Origin of the sequence: Pedobacter sp. UYP30, assembly GCF_040547165.1 — a bacterium.
In the GTDB taxonomy this organism is placed as follows: Bacteria; Bacteroidota; Bacteroidia; order Sphingobacteriales; family Sphingobacteriaceae; genus Pedobacter.
The window spans coordinates 57,290-75,720 of the sequence record NZ_JBEPPD010000001.1 but is presented as its reverse complement, the minus strand read 5'-3'; the positions used below and the strand labels follow the sequence as shown (position 1 = coordinate 75,720).

Genomic DNA, 18,431 nt, shown 5'->3' with positions numbered 1-18,431 from the left:
TACAATCTTTTTTCATTTAATCTTCAAAAAATATGCCTTCATTTGATATTGTAAGTAAAGTTGACACGCAAACTTTAGACAATGCAATAAACAACGCAAAGAAAGAAATCTTAAACAGATATGACTTTAGTGGCTCCAAAAGCAGTATAGAGCTAGATAAAAAGAGCGACGTTATCACCGTCATCACCGAAGATGACATGCGACTAAAAGCCATTCAAGATTCTATCATCTCTAGAATGATGAAACAAGGCATAGACCCAAAAAGTTTAGATTTTGATGAAAATTATCAGGCCTCTGGTAATATGATCTGCAAAGAAATTAGCATTAAACAAGGTTTAGATAAAGAAGCAGCAAAAAAATTAGTGGCGAAAATAAAAGCTAGCGGACTTAAGGTTCAACCTTCTATTATGGATGACCAAGTGCGGGTTACTGCAAAAAAAATAGATGATTTGCAGGCCGTAATCAGTTTATGTAAGACTGAAAATTTTGAGCAACCGCTTCAATTTATAAACATGCGGAATTAATTCTTAGTTTTGTACAAAATACTAGTTGTGACTTTTTTGGAGTTTAATGATGTTAAATTTCTAAAAATGGAAATATATTAGCATTTGGTAAAAAAAATATAGATATGGCTAAACTGCTGATTATTGATGATGAACGAGCAATTCGGAGTACTTTAAGAGAAATACTGGAGTACGAAAATTACGAGGTAGAAGACATTGATAATGGAATCGACGGATTAGAACTCATTAAAAAGGAAAATTTTGATCTTGTTTTATGCGACATCAAAATGAATAAAATGGATGGATTAGAAGTGCTAGAGCAAGCTTTAGCAATTAGACCCGATCTTCCATTTATTATGATATCTGGACATGGCACGGTAGAAACTGCTATAGATGCCAGTAAAAAAGGAGCCTTTGATTTTATATCTAAACCCCCAGACCTAAACCGCCTACTTATAACCGTACGTAATGCTCTAGATCGTGGTACTTTGGTTACAGAAACTAAGGTATTAAAGCGCAAAGCGAGTAAAACTCGAGAAATCTTAGGCAACTCTGAACCAATTAAAAAAATAAAAGAAACGATAGATAGAGTTGCCCCGACCGAGGCTAGGGTATTAATAACTGGTGCAAACGGTAGCGGAAAGGAATTGGTGGCTAGGTGGCTACACGAAAAATCTAACCGGGCAGAAAATGCACTAATTGAAGTTAACTGTGCTGCTATTCCTTCAGAGTTGATAGAAAGCGAGCTTTTTGGTCACGAAAAGGGATCCTTTACATCTGCGGTTAAACAACGAATAGGAAAATTTGAGTTAGCCAATGGGGGAACTTTATTTTTGGACGAAATTGGAGACATGAGCTTATCTGCACAGGCCAAAGTGCTTAGAGCCCTGCAAGAACACAAAATAACGCGCGTTGGTGGTGAAAAAGAAATCGAAATCAATGTTAGGATTATTGCTGCTACTAATAAAGATTTGATGCAAGAAATCGAAAACGGCAACTTTAGGATGGATCTTTACCATAGGCTAAACGTAATTAACATACACGTACCGCATTTAACAGAACGTACGGAAGACATCCCCATCATTGCACAAAACTTTGCAGAATCTATTTGTAACGATTATGGCATGCCGTTAAAGAAAATAAACGACTCTGGTATGAATGCGCTTAAACAGTTACCTTGGAGCGGCAATGTGAGAGAGCTGCACAATATGATTGAGCGTTTAATTATTTTAAGCGATAAGGTTATTACAGAGCAAGATGTGCGTGCATTTGCAAATCCAAACGGAGGTACAAATGTGGGTTCTGGTTTTGGCAGCCACTCTACTTCTGGTGCGGTAAATACCATCAACCTAGATAATTTTAGCAATTTTCAAGAATATAAAGATACCGCAGAGCGAGATTTTATAAAATTTAAGTTAGAAAAAAACAATTGGAACGTTTCTAAAACGGCAGATGAAATTGAAATTCAAAGAAGCCATTTGTACAGCAAAATAGAGAAATTTAGCTTAAAGCGAAACGATTAGTTTTTTGGAAAGCTTTGAAACTGATGCTATACGTAATCGGCACTTCGCATTAAAAATGCTCTATACTTACTAAAAATAGATGTTTTAGAAACAAAACCTACGTAGATATTATCTTTCGTTACTACAGGCAAAATCCAAACATTATCTATTTCCATTTTCTTCAGCACCAATTTAACATCATCCTCCTCGTGGATAACAGAGGTTGCGGGATGCACCAGATAATTGGCTGTCAAGGTGTTTTTTTCAGGATTACTAACCATCTCATTAAAAAGCTCTTCCACATAAATAATTCCCTTAAAATCTCCCCGCTCATCTGTAACTGCACAAATGTTTTTATGAGACTGAACAACCTCATTCATCTTACTCATTAACAAATCGTCAACTTGTAACTGAATATATGCTTTTTCGATTAGATACCTTAGCCTCATTTGGTTAAGTACGGTGGTGTCTTTATCTTCTGGCGAAGAAAGTTCTCCTTTATCGACCAATGCTTTTGTATAAATAGAATTTTGCTGAGTGCCTTTGTTAATCATGTAAGAAATGGCAGAGGTAATCATCAGCGGTACCATAAGCACGTAGCCGCCAGTAATTTCTGCAATGAGGAATATGCCTGTAAGCGGTGCGTGCATAATAGAACTTAAAGCTGCAGCCATCCCTGCAACAATAAAATTCGGAACATTTAGATGGGTCAACCCAGTAAGGTTAATGGTGAAAGCAAAAATAAAGCCTATTAATCCCCCCATTACCAAACTCGGAGCAAAAATACCCCCGTTTCCGCCTGCTCCCAAGGTGACTAGCGCGGCCATAGATTTCGCAAAAATAGTAACGACGGTAAATAAAATAATTACCCAAGGAATGGTATTATAAGACGCAAAAACACTATTATTTATAACAGCTAAAAAATTTCCGCGAAGTAAACTTTTAATGGTAATATAACCCTCCCCGTACAGGGTTGGAAATAAAAACACCATTGCTCCAAGCAACAAACCACCAATAATTACCTTTTTATACGGATGGTTGATCTTATAAAAAAATTCTTTTACGGCATAATTTGCTTTTGTAAAATAAATAGAAAACAACCCAATTAAAATGGCAAGCAACACATAAAAGAACAGGGCATTTATTTGCCAACCTTCTGTAACCAAGTAGAAAAGTTGTTGTGAATAGAATAACCTTGCAACAACAGAGGCCGTTGCGGCAGAAAGCAACAATGGAATAAAAGCCGGAATACTTATTTCGGGCAATAGCACTTCTATCGCAAAAATAATACCTGCTATAGGGCTGTTAAAAGCTCCTGCAATACCTGCCGCCGCACCACAAGCCAACAACATGGTGATTTCTTTATAAGATAAACCAAGGTATCGACCTAAGGAAGAACCAATTGCCGAACCACTTGTAACAATTGGAGATTCTAGGCCAACAGAGCCACCAAAGGCAACCGTTATAGCCGAGGTAATAATTTGCGAGTAAATATTATGCGTATCGACCTTACTAGATTTCTTAGAGATAGAATACAGCAAAGGCGTTAAACCAGTCTCAAACTTACTTTTTTTGATGAATCGTTTTACGTAGGCGACAGATAGAAATAAACCAATGAGTGGAAAAAACAGGTAAAGGAAGTACTTGTACTTCCAGTGCCAATCAGATTGTAAAAACTCTTCTATGTTGTGCGTTAAGCTTTTTAGCAGCGCCGCTGCCAGACCGGCCAAGATGCCCACCAAAATGGCAAGAATAATCAAAAAATTACGATTTGAAATTTTTTCCTTCCTAAAATGATTTAAGGTATCAAGATAATTTACAAATCGAATATACATTCTTTAACTTATTTAAACTTTGCAACAATTCTTGCAAACGTAAGAAAAAACCATCAACAACTCTACTGCAAAAAAGCGTTAAGAATCAAACTTATCTAACAGCTTAATTAAAGTTTCCATATCTTTTGGATAGGGCGCCGTTATTTCAATAGTCTCTCCATCAACACCTTTAAAAACAATGCGTCGTGCATGTAGGGCAAACCGCTTAATAATGGGCTGCTCTTCATCATTTTTACTTAATCTATAACCACGTTTTATTTCAGACAGAAACAATGGCTTACCTTTATAGAGGTCATCGCCTACAATTACCGCACGCTGTGTTGCCAAATGAATTCTAATTTGATGCATCCTACCACTAATGGGTTTACAAGAAACTAACGTAAAGTGCTTATAATATTTTAACGAATTGAAAATGGTCTCTGCCCTCTTGCCGTCTTCTCTATCTATCCTAACTTTTCTATTGCCATCATTTAGAATAGGTAAATCAACCGTTAGTTCATCAAAAATAACATGTCCCTGTACCACTGCATGATAGGTCTTATCTACCTTTCTCCGCTCAAATTGCATGGAAACGGTACGATAAGCCTCTGGAGTTTTGGCAATAATAAGCGCTCCCGAAGTTTCTTTATCTAAGCGATGACAAATTTGCGCATCAGCCCAATACTGTTTAGCCAACCTTAAAAGGTTTACCTCGCCAACAGCACCACGCTCATCTAAAGACGCTAAAAACGGGGGTTTATTTACGATGATAATATCGTTATTCTCAAAAAGAATTAAGGACTCGAACTTCGGAAACTTCAAAAGCATTACTATTTACTCGGGCAAAAATAGTAATAATTTACCGGCAAATCGGTTATGCCGAACTGTTTCTTTTCTAAATATGCAGATTTTAATCGGTTAACCCTTAAAAAACTTAAAAATTATCTAATCCTTTAAGAATTAGGTATTGCTTTTTCATTTGCGAGTTCAAATTTATAGCCCACACCTTTTACAGTAGTGACATAGTTGTCTCCCAATTTCTCGCGCAATTTTCTTATGTGCACATCTATCGTCCTGTTTGTTACCACCACAGAATCTTCCCAAACGTTTTTTAGAATCGCTTCTCTGGTGTACACTTTCCCGGGTTTGGTTGCCAGTAAATGCAATAACTCAAACTCTTTTTTTGCCAAGGTAACCTTTTCTCCATTCTGGAAAACCAAAAAAGCCTCTCGATCAATTACAAGATCTCCAATTTCTAACTTGCTTTCTACAAGATCTTTGTCAGATAAATTTCTACGCAAAATAGCATTGATCCTACTCACTAGCGCTCGCGGTTTTATGGGTTTTGCGATATAATCATCTGCGCCCACGTTAAAACCGGCAATTTCTGAGTATTCCTCGCTCCTAGCAGTTAAAAAAACCATAAAAGTATTCTTAAACTCGGGGATAGCCCGCATTAGCCTACAGGCTTCTATTCCATCCATTTTAGGCATCATGATGTCTAAAATAATTAAATCTGGATGAACTTGCTTGGCAACATGAATGCCCTCATGGCCGTTTGATGCAAGAAAAACCTGATAGCCTTCTTTCTTTAAATGATATTCGATTAATTCTAGGATATCGGGTTCGTCATCCACAATTAAAATCTTCTGTTCCATTATGCCCATATTAATTTATGCTTACGAAATTATCAACTAAAAATCAATAAAAGGTTAACTTGGTGTTAACAAAACATTAACAATGCACAACACTATTTACATCTAATTACTTGATGGTTTTTGTTAAAAATGCGTCCAGTTGCTCTCCGCGAAGATTTTTAGCAACAATAATACCTTCTGGGTTAACAAGAAAAGAAGAAGGAATGGCATCAACCTGATATTTTCTAACCGTTGTGCCATTAAAATCTTTCAATTCGCTAACATGATGCCAAGCCAAACCATCTGCCTTAATGGCGTTTTGCCAAGCAGCCTTATCGGTATCTAAAGATATACCTAAAATATCAAAGTTTTTATCTTTAAACTTATTATACACCTTAACAACATTTGGATTTTCTTGTCTACAAGGTTGACACCAAGAAGCCCAAAAGTCTATCAGCACAAATTTACCTTTAAAATCTGAAAGGCTAACAGGCTTGCCTTCAACGTTGTTTATAGTAAACGCGGGAGCTGGTTGACCCACTTGTACAGCTTTTAGAAGTGCCATTTGCTGTACAAAAGCATCTACAGTAGGATTTCCCTTAATTTCAGTTTTAATTTCATCTGCAAATTTAACAAGCTCTGCTTCAAAATCCTGCGGATTTAAAGTGCTCATTGCATAAAAACTCGCCAATGTTCCTTTATTATCTTTTGCAAATTTTAAAATAGCGTTGTTCATGGCGTTAACATACGCTTCATATTGTGGCTGTAATGCTTGCTGAATCTCTGTCCGCTGGTTTGGGTGGTCTGCTACGCGATTGTTAAATGTAGTTTGCAACGCTTCAACTTGGTTAGAAAATTTTGCTCTAATCACATTCAATTTTGCAAGTGCATCAGATTCTTCAGGCCCTGAAATGGTATATGCCATATTAGGATCTTTTGCATTGGCCTCGAACTTAATCTCATCTGTATTGTTGCAAATTAATAAATACTCGGCTTTCTCATACTTCAGTTGATAGAAATCTTCTGTCGGCGAACTATGAATAAACTTAAACTCCCCTTTTTCTGAAAGGTTGGTAGAATCTACCGCAACCATCTTATTATTAAGCATACCGAAGAGGTAAACCTTTTTACTGGGCTCTGCATTTTTCAATGTTCCACGTATAATAAAATAGTCTTTTGGCTTGCAAGCAGAAATGCCGATAGCCAACACAAATAACCAAGCGGCATTTTTCAAAAATCTCAATCCCTTAATTCTCATTACTTCAATTTTTCTAGTACGATTAAATTAACTTTTTTTGCGTCTGCTTTTCCTTTGGCCATTTTCATAATTTCCCCAACAAACAATCCTAAAACACCCTTTTTGCCTTTTTTATAAGCCTCTACTTGCTGAGGGAATTTCTTTAACACCTCGCTCACAAAACTCTCCAGCTCATCTGCATCGTTGCTAATGAGCAAATTTAAATCGGTTGCTAGCCCCAACACTTTCGCATCGGGTTGCAGCTCTAGCGTAGGAATAAGCTGTTGCAAGGCTAGTTGCTGGTTAAGTTTTCCATCTGCAACCAAATTTACTACTTGCGCCAATGTTTTTGGTAGGATAACATAGTCAGAAATATCAATTTTTTGATCTGCCAATCTTGCCCTAACCGGCCCGATTAACCAGTTGATAAATATTTTTATATTGTTAACGCTGTCAACTCCACCGTTAAAATAAGCAAGTAAATCAGCATTTTCTGCAAAAAGCGCAGCATCGGCCTTGCCCAATTTATAAGAAGATACCAGTTCCTCTGCAATTTCGTTTGGAAGTTTTGGCATGGCCGATTTGATTGCTTTCAGCCATTCGTCAGAAATTTTGATTGGCTGCAAATCTGGATCTGCAAAATACCTGTAGTCGTTTGCCTCTTCTTTGCTGCGCATTGGCGAGGTGGTTCCATTTTCTGCATCAAAGTTTAATGTACTCTGAATTATTTTGCCCCCGGCTTCTATCACTTCAGCCTGTCTATCAAATTCGAAATTAATTGCTCTTCGTACGTTTCGAATAGAATTTAGGTTCTTTACCTCGCATCGAGTACCGAAATTTTTATCGCCATGTGGGCGGATAGAAATATTTGCATCGCAACGCAAACTGCCTTCTTCCATATTGCCATCGCTTACGTTTAAATGGCGCACTAATTTTCTAATTTCAGAAAATACAGCGGCGGCTTCCTCGGCTTCGTTTAAGTCGGGCTCTGTTACAATCTCGATCAGGGGCACACCAGCCCGATTTAAATCTACAAAAGAATAATTTTCGTCTTGATCGTGAATACTTTTACCCGCATCTTCTTCTAAATGAATGCGATTGATTCGAATTTTTTTGTTACTACCATCAGCTAACTCAATGTTTAAAAAACCGTTGATGCAAATTGGACTCGTGTCTTGAGTAATTTGATATCCTTTTGGTAGATCGGCATAAAAGTAATTTTTACGATCGAAATGATTTGACTGATTGATGCTACAATTTAAGGCGAGGCCGATACGAATGGCCTTTTCGATAACTTCTTTATTAATTTTTGGCAACGCACCCGGCAACGCTAGAGAAACTGCAGAAATATGGCTATTAGCCTCTGCACCAAACGTAGCGCTATCTGAAGAAAATATTTTTGAATGCGTATTTAGCTGAACGTGAATTTCCAACCCAGAAACGAGTTGATATTTATTACTATGGTGCATTTCGGCAGTAGACATTTAACTTTTCTTTGTGCTAATTGGCAAATATATAGATTATTCGCAAAGCGATGTAAGGACTTAATTAATACTGACAAAAAAGAGAGATTAAAAAAAGAGCTAGATTTCTACGCCCATGGTATTTTCCAGCAAACGCTCGTAGGTTATTTCTGGTAGTGCCAATGCAGAAAGTAGTAAATTCAACTTAAGTTCGTTGTTTCCTGTCTCACCAATTGCCGCAGATCTTTTTTCAACGGCCTTTCCAATACTATCTTGCTGTGCGTAAAGACTCGTAACTGCCATCATAACCATGGCAAAAGCGATAATTTTTTTCGTAAATTTTTTTTTCAAGTTTCCACCACAATGATAATCAAACTTTTCTAAGGAAAAAGATAATGGATTTTTTCTCAACGTTATTTAACTAAACTTTCGGCTTTTTCTAAAGCTTTATCTAATCCATCGATGTTCTTTCCACCTGCAGTTGCGTAGAATGGTTGTCCTCCGCCCCCGCCCTGTATTTCTTTAGCAAGTTCCCGAACAATGGTAGATGCATTTAGATTCTTTTCCTTAACCAAGTTCTCTGAAAGCATAACTGTCAAACCTGGCTTGCCATCAATATGTGTTGCAAATACCAAGAACATATTTTCTACCAGGTCTTTTGTTGCAAAGGCCAAGTTCTTTACGGCATCAGCATTCGGTAAATCTATTTTCTTTGCGATGAAACTAATCCCATTTATAGATTTAATATGATGAATCAAATCGTGTTTTAGAGAGTTAATATATTCTGCCAATGATTTTTCTGATTCTTTTTTCAGTTTTGCATTCTCATCAAGCAAAGTTTGAATAGCCGCAGACAGATCGTTTTTTCCACCAAGCAATGCCTTCACTTGGATAAGCTGACTATTTTGCGCTATTAAAAATTCCTCTGCTTTTTTTGCGGTAATTGCCTCAATTCTCCTCACTCCTGCCGCAACAGCACTTTCAGCTATAATTTTAAAATAACCGATTTGGCCAGTTGCCTTTACGTGTGTACCGCCGCAAAGTTCTTTGCTAAATGGATCACCAAAAGTTATTACACGAACAAAATCTCCGTATTTTTCTCCAAAGAGCGCAGTAACCCCACTTTCCATAGCTTCTTTGTGTGGCACGTTTCTTTGTTCTCTAACTGATATATTTTCTCTAATTTTTCGGTTGACAATGGCTTCAATCTCTGCGAGTTGCTCATCGGTTACTTTAGAGAAATGAGAAAAATCGAAACGTAGATAATCTGGGTTTACCAATGATCCTTTTTGATTTACATGAGCGCCTAAAACCTGTTTAAGTGCAGCGTGCAATAAGTGCGTTGCTGTATGATTGTCTTCTGTTAACACACGCTTATCTTCATCAACTACTGCCCAAAAATTTCCTTCTAAATTATCTGGCAAAGTATCTGTAAAGTGTACGGTCAAGCCGTTTTCTTTTTTGGTATCAGTTACCTCTACCCAGAACTGCCTGCTGTGATCTTCAATTCTACCAGTATCTCCTACTTGTCCGCCGCCTTCTGCATAAAAAGGTGTTTTACCCAACACAATTTGATATTGCTCTTTTCCTTTTGCGTTTACCTTGCGATATTTTAAAATTTGAGTCTCTACCTCTAATTCATCATAGCCGACAAATTCACTCTGATCGTCTGCGTTAACAAAAACCCAATCGCCGGTATCAACTGCAGTAGCCGCCCGAGACCGATTTTTCTGTTCGACTAAAGCTTCATTAAATCCATCAATGTCAATCGTCCAACCCTTTTCGCGAGCCATCAACTCTGTAAGATCCGGTGGAAAACCAAATGTATCTGAAAGTTCGAATACAAAAACACCTGAAACAATATTGTTGTCGTTAGGTTGGTACTTCTCAAAACGTTGAATGCCTGCAGATAAAGTCCTCAAAAATGAAATCTCTTCTTCCAAAACAACTTTCTGTACAAAATCTTGCTGCGAGATCAGCTCATCAAAAACACCTTTAAATTGTGCTGCCAATAAAGGCACCAATTGGTTTAAGAAAGGCTCTTTGAAGTTTAAAAAAGTGTAAGCATACCTAACCGCGCGGCGCAAAATTCTCCTTATCACATAGCCTGCTTTGTTGTTAGAAGGCAACTGGCCATCGGCTATTACAAAAGAAATTGCCCTAATATGATCTGCCATAACGCGCATGGCAATATCAGTTGCCCCACCTAAATCCTCCCCCGAGGGGAGGACTTTCCCTTCATATTTTATACCAGATTTTTCAGCAATAAATTGAATAAGTGGTTGGAAAACATCGGTATCATAGTTAGAGGTTTTTTCTTGCAGCATGCGCACCAAACGCTCAAAACCCATCCCTGTGTCAACATGTTTGGCAGGCAGGTTTTGCAAAGACCCGTCTTTTAACCGATTGAATTGCATAAACACATTGTTCCATATTTCGATAACCTGTGGATGGTCGGCGTTTACCAACCTAGCACCATCTACAGCAGCCTTTTCCTCATTGCTTCTACAATCAATATGGATTTCTGAACAAGGCCCGCATGGACCAGTTTCGCCCATTTCCCAGAAATTGTCCTTTTTATTTCCAGGGAGAATATGGTCTTCTGCTACGTACTGCTTCCAAAAATCGTACGCTTCTTGATCCTTTTCTAAGCCTTCTTTTTCATCACCTTCAAAATAGGTAACGTACAGGTTTTCCTTTGGAATTTTATAGACATCTGTTAACAGCTCCCAACTCCAGGCAATGGCTTCCTTTTTAAAATAATCGCCAAAACTCCAATTTCCCAACATCTCGAACATGGTGTGGTGGTAGGTATCTATTCCAACTTCTTCTAAATCATTATGTTTGCCCGAAACTCGTAAGCAGCGCTGCGTATCTGTCAAACGTGTGTATTTGATTTCAGCCTCGCCCAAAAAGAGATCTTTAAACTGGTTCATTCCTGCATTGGTAAACATTAAGGTTGGGTCGTTTTTAACCACAATTGGCGCAGACGGAACAATTTTATGTTTCTTGTTTTCAAAAAATGTGAGGAATGTTTCTCTAATCTCTTTGGCTGTCATATATCGCATAGCTAATTCGCAACAAAATTAAAATTTTATTGTGGGATTAAACAAAAATCCCAGTACATTTGAGTACTTTAGTTAACAAGCGTAAATCACTCATAATCAAAACATAATTATGCCTTACAAAGAAAGAGACATTAATAAAATGTATTATACCATGGGCGAAATAACCGAAATGTTTCATGTTAACGCCTCGCAGATTAGGTTTTACGAGAAAGAGTTTGACATTCTACAACCTAAAAAAAACAAAAAAGGTAATCGTCTTTTTACGCCAGAAGATGTAGAAAACTTAAAGATTATCTTCAATTTAGTTAACGATAAGGGTTATACTTTAAAAGGTGCAAAAGACTTTTTAAAGAACAACAAAGGCGATGCAAAGGAAAATCAGAAAATTATAGACTCGTTAGAAAATTTGAAAGGATTTTTAGTGAATTTAGCTGAGGAACTTTAAGACTGAGATGGAAAAATAGAAAACTCGGCGGAAAGAAAAAAAGCCCACAGATGAGCTTCGAAGAAACACCAAAAGACATCTGCGTGAATCGGCGAAGATCCGCGGGGAAAAAGAAAAAATATCCCGCACAGTTCGCAGAAAAAACTACAAGTACATGTTTTACTGCCGGCAGCAATATATGGTGCATGGAACTTCTGACGGAAAGAAGAAAAAGATTAAACAAACGAATGTATAGCGCTAACTAATAGCGATATGTAAAAATCCAGAAAGCTTGTTTTTCAATAGACTTAAATAGAAATTAGAAAATAATTTTCATACATTAGAGCAACCAAATAGAAATTCCCGGAGATTTTTATTTATCTAATGCGCTCTATGAAAATATCAATCTTATTTTTCGTAGCAATTTTACCTGTTCAGCTGGTCGCTCAAGAAAACTTTGGGCCTCGGCTTACTGCAATGGGCAATAATGCCGCTGCAATTGCCGATGTTTGGGCAATACAGGGAAATGCAGCAGCCATTACCACATTAAACAGCCCAACCGTTTCTATCAACTATATTCGAAATTTTCTTACCGAAGAAATTAGCACGCAAGGCTTAGCTGCTGTAATTCCTATAGAAAATAACTTTATAGCCATAGGATTTAACCGCTATGGTTTAAGTAGTTATAATCAAAATAAAATCAGTTTTGCGTATGCGAAGAGATTTGGCAACCAGTTTTCTATGGCCATCGCCGTAAATTATCATCAGCTGAAAATAACCAATTATGGCTCGTCTAACGGTTTTTCTGCAAACGTTGGCTTTTACTACAAATTAGGAAATACCTTTAATTTGGGCGCTTACATTACCAACCCTACAAAGCAAGGGTTTGTAAACGAAGAAGTATCTGCTCCTATAGAAACGAGCATCAACATCGGTGCAAGTTATCTGGTTTCTGATAAGGTTTTGCTGGCCTCTACCGTATCAAAAATACTAAAAAACCCTGTTGACGTAAGGCTTGGCATGGAATATCAAATCGCAAAACCCTTAGCGCTGCGAGCTGGTGTGAGCGCAAAACCCTTTAAACAATATGCAGGATTCGGGATAAATTTTGATAAACTGTTGATAGACTTTGCTACAACTTTTGACAATAACTTAGGCTACTCACCTCAAATTGCGCTGGGATATGCATTTTAGATTAGTGATGATATTCTTGTGCTTTTTCTCTGCTGTGAATGCTCAAGTGAGCGACCCGGAACAAGAAATTCAGGATGTTATAGAAAGTCAAGCCGAAAACCTGCCAGAAGACTATGACCTAACCGGGTTGGTTGAGACACTAAGTAGGCTACGAAAACATCCTTTAAATTTAAATAATACCACAGCGGAAGATTTAGGGCAGATATTCTTTTTATCTCCTTTACAAATTTCTAATTTACTGCTACACATTAAAGAAAATGGAAAATTGGCAGACCTGTTAGAATTACAAACGATAGATGGTTTCGATGCCAAAACCATTCAAAGTCTGCTCCCATTTGTCAGCTTGAAAGAAAATGCAAATCTCGAAAAAATCAACTTTAAGAATATTTCAAAATTTGGAAATAACGACCTTATCGTTCGCTTTGCGCAAACTTTAGAAAAACAAAAAGGATTTACAAACTTGCCAGGGAATAGATATTTAGGAAGCCCGGAGAAAATGCAGCTCAGATATAAATTTCAATTGGCCGATGTATTCGCCGCAAACTTGACCATGGATAAAGATGCAGGCGAACGAATATTTAACAAACGCGTGGATTTCATCTCTGGAAACGTCTCTTTTTATAAACTCGGACGGATAAAAAAACTGGTAATAGGCGATTATAATCTCCAATTTGGACAAGGATTAACGCTTTGGACCGGATTTGCGTTTGGCAAAAGTCCGGAGGTGACAAGCGTAGCAAAAAAAGATTTAGGTTTGCGAAGGTATTCCTCTACAAACGAGTTTTCTTTTTTAAGAGGTGCTTCTGCAACGGTAAACGTGTACAAAAACATCTTCCTAACCCCTTTTGTATCCTTCAGAAAATTAGATGCAAACCAAAGCATAGACGAGAATGGCGATTTAGTGCAGGCCACCATAAATCAGACAGGGTTGCATAGATCCAAAACAGAGCTAGAAAACAGAAACAGTCTAAGTCAAAAAATATTTGGCGTAGTTGCCGAATACAAAACAGGCAACTTAAATATTGGCGCTGTAGGCTACCACACAATTTTTGGAAATAGTTTCATTACCCAAAATGCGGTGTACGATAGTTACAGTTTTACAGGTAAAACTTTAACAAATATTGGCCTACATTACAATTATTCGATAAAGAATTTCTATCTCTTTGGAGAAGGTGCAAAAAGCTTAAAAAGTGGCACTGCGTTTGTAAATGGCGCATTGGTTAGCTTATCGCCCACGGTTTCTGCAACTGCATTGTATAGAAACTATAGCAAAGATTACCACAATTTTTACAACCAGGCTGTGGCAGAAGCAACCGAAGCCGCAAATGAAGAAGGGTTGTATTTGGGATTAAACATTGTTCCAAATAGAAAATGGGCGTTTGCTGTTTATGCCGATTACTTCAAGTTTCCCTGGCTAAAATTCAGAATTGATGCGCCATCTAAAGGCAACGAAATCCTTAGTCAAGTTGCTTTTACGCCAAGCAAAACCTTTAAAATACTTGCCCGATTTAAAACTGAAACCAAACAACAGAATACCGATTTGGATGTTCCAATAAAGTTTTTAGATGAAGTAAAAAAAGAAAACTATCGAATCTCGGTAAATTGGCAATTGAGCAAAACAGTTTCTTTTCAAAACCGGGCCGAAGTTTCCCGATATCAAAAAGGCGATGTGAAGCCAGAATTTGGTTTTTTAATTTATCAAGATGTAGATTTTAAGCCTGCCAATTCAAAAATTTCAGGCAACCTACGTGTCGCCTATTTCTACACGGCTAGTTACAACAGCAGACTTTATGCTTATGAAGACGACGTTCTTTATAGTTTCGCCTTTGGTATTTATAACGGAAAAGGATTTAGAAACTACCTAAACGTAAAGTATAAATTAGGAAGAAAACTTGATGTTTGGGCAAGATATGGGTTATTTCTATATAAAAACCAAGAGACAGTTGGCTCCTATTTAGATGAAATACAAGGCAATAAGAAATCTGAGCTAAAGCTACAAATGAGGTATCAATTTTAAGTTATGTTTAAAGCTGAGTATTTCTTCGCGAGAATTCTACTTCCGTTTTTGGCGGGAATTTCACTTTGCTATTTCCTCGCGGATCGAAATCTATTGATTATATCTTTATTTGCCGCCGTTATTATTTTAAGTATACTTCTTTTCAGCAACATTTTCTATAAGAAATACAACCTGTATAAAGTAAAAGGGGGGATTGGCGTATTGATATTTCTGTTTTTCTTTTGCTTCGGTGGTTTTTTATGCATGATGCATAAAGACGAGTTAAAGAGCGATTATTTTGCCAATCAAAAGTTTACTTATTTAAAAGCTTGGGTAAATAACGAACCACAGCAGAGCGGTAATATTCTTCGATTTATGGTTACGACCACAAAAGGGTATAAAAACAACCTCAGCAAAAAGGTCAGCGGAAAACTTTTACTTGCTATGAAATTGGATAGTCTCAAACCGGTTAAAGTGAAGTATGGAGATGAACTGCTCATTTCTGCAGATTACCAATCAATTGAAGGACCAAAAAATCCAGCAGAGTTCGATTTTAAAGCTTGGTTGGCTGCACAAAATATTTATCAACAGGCATTTATAACTCAGTCTAATTTGGCTAAAACGGGCAAAATAAAAGGGAACATCATTTTATCGTTTGCATTAAAATTACGACAAAGAGCGGTAGAGAAATACAGAAAACTTATTAAAAACGATGCGGCTTACTCCGTTGCATCTACTTTAGTTTTGGGTTATCGAGCCGATTTAGATAAAGAAACCCGAACAAATTTTATAAATACCGGCACCATGCACTCGCTCTCCGTTTCAGGCGCACACGTGGGCATTATTTACCTAATTCTAAATTATTGCCTACAATTCTTAAATAAAAACAAAAAGTTAATTTGGTTAAAACCAATACTCATTTGTTTGTTGATTTGGGGCTACGCACTTTTAACAGGTCTATCGCCATCCGTTGTTCGAGCGGCGATTATGCTATCCATTTTTATTTTTGCAAAAAGCTTTACAAAAAGCAAAAACGGTTATAACATTTTAGCATTCGCGGCTTTTTTACAACTTCTTTTTAACCCATTTCTAATTTTCCACGTGGGCTTTCAATTAAGTTATATTGCCGTTTTTGGATTGCTTTATCTTCAACCAAAAATCTACCAGACCATCTACATAAAAAATAAATGGTTGGATAAATTTTGGAATCTCACGGCATTGTCTTTAGCCGCTCAATTGGCAACATTTCCAATTGCTATTTACTATTTCCACCAATTCCCGGTTTATTTTCTGTTGGGGAATTTATTCATTTCCGTTCCGCTTGTGCTGATGATGTACTTGGGGATTTTAGTATTAATTCCTGGGCTATCGTTTCTTGCACCAATTTTCGAATGGACTATAAAAATCACCAATACGGTATTGCACTTTATCGCTTCGCTCCCATTTTCTACCTTTAATGCAATTTGGATTACATTTGTACAGTTTCTTCTCTTAAGTTTTGCGTTCGGGCTTTTTATATATGCGATTACAAAATTTAAAAAAAGATTCTTATTTCTATCGCTGATGATTTTCGTGATTTACCAGACATTGGTTTTGAAAGACGACATGGAGAAGAAAAATCAACATAGAATTGTTTTCTTCAGCCTTAAAAAAAACTATGCGGCGGCCTTTATTAAGGGCAACTCTGCAATATTGGTAACGGATTTAAACCCACAAGACAAAAACTATCAATTTTCTATCCAACCTGCTTTGGATGAGGCGCAAATAACCGATTTAAAGACAACAAAACTAGATAAAGACACCGTTTTAAAGCAATTTGCGCTTACAGAACAACAGCTGATATTTAATACATTCAGAATATTCTTGTTGGATAAACGACTAAATTATAAAACCATCGCCAACCCCGTTACGTTTGATGTAATTTGGATAAACAATACCCCTAACTATAAACTGGATAGCTTGTCTGAAAAAATAAAATTTAGCACATTGCTGATAGACGCCACAAATAGAAGCTACAGAGCAGAAGAATATGAAAACTTCTATAGTAGCACTAATAAAGAAGTAATAAATTTAAAAAAACAAAGCGCCTTTTTAGTAGATTTAAACAAAAGAGATGAACCTAATTAAATATGAAGTTAACACCAGAATTGGAACGATAACACTAAATAGACCGGAGAAGAGCAACGCCTTAAACCCAGAATTAATAAGCGCTTTAACAGATACATTTAAAAATGCTTCGGAAGACAAGCTTGTAAAAGTTATTGTATTAAAAGCAGCTGGAAATTCCTTTAGCGCAGGTGCTGATCTAGCCTATCTACAAACTTTAGAAACCAATTCTTATGACGAAAATTTAGCAGATTCCAGAAATTTAAAAAATCTTTTTGCGGCCATTTATTATTCGCCTAAAATAGTAATTGCCCAAGTTGAGGGATATGCCATTGCAGGTGGTTGCGGTTTAGCTACTGTTTGCGATTTTATTTTTGCCACACCAGAAAGTCATTTTGGCTACACAGAAGTTAAAATTGGCTTCGTTCCGGCAATCGTATCCTGCTTTTTGCCTCAAAAAATTGGCGAAACGCTTAGCAAAGAACTATTATATACTGGCAAAATAATCTCTGCCGATGAAGCGTTAAATTGTCGCTTGATAAACTTTGTAACAAATTCAACCGAGATCAATCAAAAAGTACATAGTTTTGCATTACATTTGTGTGAGAACAGCTCAGAAAGTTCGCTTACGGCGACTAAAAAGCTTATCAACAAAAACATAGATTCGGAATTGGAAATTGCCATAAAAATGAACGCAAGTATAAGGGAAACGAACGATTTTAAAAAAGGAATAAAAGCATTTCTAAACAAACAGAAAATTAATTGGTAAACAAAAACAACATGATAAAAACAATAAAAACTAGCGTACTTGCGCTATTGATGGTTAGCACTGCCATAGCAGTACACGCCCAAAAAACAGTTACAGAAGGGACGATGACTTTCGATGTTGTGGCCAACGGAGCAACTACAGTGGTTAAGAACAAATTTAATGGCGATTTAACAAAAATCGAAATGGAAACTGGACCCGTATTAATTAACATGATTTCTAATACAGAAACAAAAGCTGGTTTGCTGTTAGTAGACGTTCCTGTTGCCCAAAAACAATTTGCAGTTAAAATTTCTAAAGAAGATACGGAAAAGCAAGAAGCTGCAATACCAAAGTATTCTGATTTTAAAGCTACCGGCGAAAAACAGGTTATCGGAACTTTAAACGCAGAAAAATACTCCTACAAAGACGATAAGGGAGCAAGCCACGACCTTTGGGCCACAAAAGACATCATAATTCCTGCCCTAAAAGGCAAAGGTTACTTTAAGGGTTTGGACGCCGTACCGGTAAAATATACAGCCACTATTAATGGTGTTGAATCTAATATGACTTTAAAATCTTTCTCTACCGATAAAGTTGGTGCAATTTCTCTAGATGTTCCGAGTGGTTACGAATTAACAACCATGGAAGAATTGAAAGCTATGCAAGGCGGAGGCCGCTAGCCGATTTCTATAACTTTTCTAAGGCTTTTTAACTGCCGGCTTTTTATCTAAATTAGCCA

General features: G+C 37.0%; 15 protein-coding genes. 8 read left to right on the top strand and 7 right to left on the bottom strand.

The annotated features are described in order from the left end of the window. The first annotated feature begins 32 nt into the window (after nt 1–32). Together ABIB40_RS00385 and ABIB40_RS00380 are read left to right on the top strand one after the other, a co-directional pair. The gene (locus ABIB40_RS00385) at nt 33–524 is read left to right on the top strand and encodes a YajQ family cyclic di-GMP-binding protein (RefSeq protein WP_354354814.1); all 492 of its coding nucleotides are present in this window, start codon (nt 33–35) and stop codon (nt 522–524) included. A gap of 104 nt (nt 525–628) precedes the next feature. Continuing rightward, nucleotides 629–2,026, top strand: a complete 1,398-nt coding sequence (locus ABIB40_RS00380) for a sigma-54-dependent transcriptional regulator (protein ID WP_354354812.1) — start codon at nt 629–631, stop codon at nt 2,024–2,026. A gap of 26 nt (nt 2,027–2,052) precedes the next feature. Here ABIB40_RS00380 and ABIB40_RS00375 read toward each other — a convergent pair whose 3' ends face one another. From ABIB40_RS00375 to alaS, 7 genes are all read right to left on the bottom strand, one after another. Further along, entirely contained in the window at nt 2,053–3,840 is a 1,788-nt protein-coding gene (locus tag ABIB40_RS00375) for a chloride channel protein (RefSeq protein WP_354354810.1), read from the bottom strand. Between the two features lie 78 nt (nt 3,841–3,918). Further along, complete coding sequence (locus ABIB40_RS00370; protein WP_502931041.1) at nt 3,919–4,647, bottom strand: RluA family pseudouridine synthase; 729 nt, start codon at nt 4,645–4,647, stop codon at nt 3,919–3,921. A gap of 125 nt (nt 4,648–4,772) precedes the next feature. After that, entirely contained in the window at nt 4,773–5,486 is a 714-nt protein-coding gene (locus ABIB40_RS00365; RefSeq protein ID WP_354354808.1) for a response regulator transcription factor, read from the bottom strand. Between the two features lie 97 nt (nt 5,487–5,583). Then, the gene (locus ABIB40_RS00360) at nt 5,584–6,714 is read right to left on the bottom strand and encodes a redoxin domain-containing protein (RefSeq protein WP_354354806.1); all 1,131 of its coding nucleotides are present in this window, start codon (nt 6,712–6,714) and stop codon (nt 5,584–5,586) included. Next, nucleotides 6,714–8,177, bottom strand: a complete 1,464-nt coding sequence (gene gatB, locus ABIB40_RS00355) for an Asp-tRNA(Asn)/Glu-tRNA(Gln) amidotransferase subunit GatB (protein ID WP_354354804.1) — start codon at nt 8,175–8,177, stop codon at nt 6,714–6,716. The genes ABIB40_RS00360 and gatB overlap by 1 nt, the downstream gene beginning before the upstream one ends. Nucleotides 8,178–8,276: 99 nt before the next feature. Then, the gene (locus ABIB40_RS00350) at nt 8,277–8,507 is read right to left on the bottom strand and encodes a hypothetical protein (RefSeq protein ID WP_354354802.1); all 231 of its coding nucleotides are present in this window, start codon (nt 8,505–8,507) and stop codon (nt 8,277–8,279) included. Nucleotides 8,508–8,569: 62 nt separating this feature from the next. Next, nucleotides 8,570–11,215 carry an alanine--tRNA ligase gene (gene alaS, locus ABIB40_RS00345; RefSeq protein ID WP_354354800.1) on the bottom strand — a complete coding sequence of 882 codons (2,646 nt, stop codon included), beginning with the start codon at nt 11,213–11,215 and terminating at the stop codon, nt 8,570–8,572. Nucleotides 11,216–11,333: 118 nt separating this feature from the next. Here alaS and ABIB40_RS00340 point away from each other — a divergent pair, with 118 nt between their 5' ends. From ABIB40_RS00340 to ABIB40_RS00315, 6 genes are all read left to right on the top strand, one after another. Continuing rightward, nucleotides 11,334–11,669 (top strand): MerR family transcriptional regulator, encoded by a 336-nt coding sequence (locus ABIB40_RS00340; protein WP_354354798.1) that lies wholly within the window; start codon nt 11,334–11,336, stop codon nt 11,667–11,669. A 372-nt stretch (nt 11,670–12,041) separates the two neighbouring features. Beyond that, a complete protein-coding gene (locus tag ABIB40_RS00335) occupies nt 12,042–12,842 on the top strand; it encodes a PorV/PorQ family protein (RefSeq protein WP_354354796.1) in 801 nt (266 codons plus the stop codon). Then, a complete protein-coding gene (locus ABIB40_RS00330) occupies nt 12,832–14,859 on the top strand; it encodes a helix-hairpin-helix domain-containing protein (RefSeq protein WP_354354794.1) in 2,028 nt (675 codons plus the stop codon). Before ABIB40_RS00335 ends, ABIB40_RS00330 begins: the two co-directional genes overlap by 11 nt. 3 nt (nt 14,860–14,862) lie before the next feature. Next, nucleotides 14,863–16,965 (top strand): ComEC/Rec2 family competence protein, encoded by a 2,103-nt coding sequence (locus tag ABIB40_RS00325; RefSeq protein WP_354354792.1) that lies wholly within the window; start codon nt 14,863–14,865, stop codon nt 16,963–16,965. After that, on the top strand, nt 16,952–17,713 hold the full coding sequence (locus ABIB40_RS00320) for an enoyl-CoA hydratase/isomerase family protein (RefSeq protein ID WP_354354790.1): 762 nt from the start codon (nt 16,952–16,954) through the stop codon (nt 17,711–17,713). The genes ABIB40_RS00325 and ABIB40_RS00320 overlap by 14 nt, the downstream gene beginning before the upstream one ends. Before the next feature lie 11 nt (nt 17,714–17,724). Then, nucleotides 17,725–18,372: a hypothetical protein gene (locus tag ABIB40_RS00315; RefSeq protein ID WP_354354788.1), complete on the top strand. Its 648-nt coding sequence runs from the start codon at nt 17,725–17,727 to the stop codon at nt 18,370–18,372. Nucleotides 18,373–18,431: the final 59 nt, after the last annotated feature.

What these genes read in the sequence shown, in the direction of transcription:
- ABIB40_RS00385 (WP_354354814.1), top strand. Translation starts at nt 33, where the DNA reads ATGCCTTCATTTGATATTGTAAGTAAAGTTGACACGCAAACTTTAGAC.
- ABIB40_RS00380 (WP_354354812.1), top strand. Translation starts at nt 629, where the DNA reads ATGGCTAAACTGCTGATTATTGATGATGAACGAGCAATTCGGAGTACT.
- ABIB40_RS00375 (WP_354354810.1), bottom strand. Translation starts at nt 3,840, where the DNA reads ATGTATATTCGATTTGTAAATTATCTTGATACCTTAAATCATTTTAGG.
- ABIB40_RS00370 (WP_502931041.1), bottom strand. Translation starts at nt 4,647, where the DNA reads ATGCTTTTGAAGTTTCCGAAGTTCGAGTCCTTAATTCTTTTTGAGAAT.
- ABIB40_RS00365 (WP_354354808.1), bottom strand. Translation starts at nt 5,486, where the DNA reads ATGGGCATAATGGAACAGAAGATTTTAATTGTGGATGACGAACCCGAT.
- ABIB40_RS00360 (WP_354354806.1), bottom strand. Translation starts at nt 6,714, where the DNA reads ATGAGAATTAAGGGATTGAGATTTTTGAAAAATGCCGCTTGGTTATTT.
- gatB (WP_354354804.1), bottom strand. Translation starts at nt 8,177, where the DNA reads ATGTCTACTGCCGAAATGCACCATAGTAATAAATATCAACTCGTTTCT.
- alaS (WP_354354800.1), bottom strand. Translation starts at nt 11,215, where the DNA reads ATGACAGCCAAAGAGATTAGAGAAACATTCCTCACATTTTTTGAAAAC.
- ABIB40_RS00340 (WP_354354798.1), top strand. Translation starts at nt 11,334, where the DNA reads ATGCCTTACAAAGAAAGAGACATTAATAAAATGTATTATACCATGGGC.
- ABIB40_RS00335 (WP_354354796.1), top strand. Translation starts at nt 12,042, where the DNA reads ATGAAAATATCAATCTTATTTTTCGTAGCAATTTTACCTGTTCAGCTG.
- ABIB40_RS00330 (WP_354354794.1), top strand. Translation starts at nt 12,832, where the DNA reads ATGCATTTTAGATTAGTGATGATATTCTTGTGCTTTTTCTCTGCTGTG.
- ABIB40_RS00325 (WP_354354792.1), top strand. Translation starts at nt 14,863, where the DNA reads ATGTTTAAAGCTGAGTATTTCTTCGCGAGAATTCTACTTCCGTTTTTG.
- ABIB40_RS00320 (WP_354354790.1), top strand. Translation starts at nt 16,952, where the DNA reads ATGAACCTAATTAAATATGAAGTTAACACCAGAATTGGAACGATAACA.
- ABIB40_RS00315 (WP_354354788.1), top strand. Translation starts at nt 17,725, where the DNA reads ATGATAAAAACAATAAAAACTAGCGTACTTGCGCTATTGATGGTTAGC.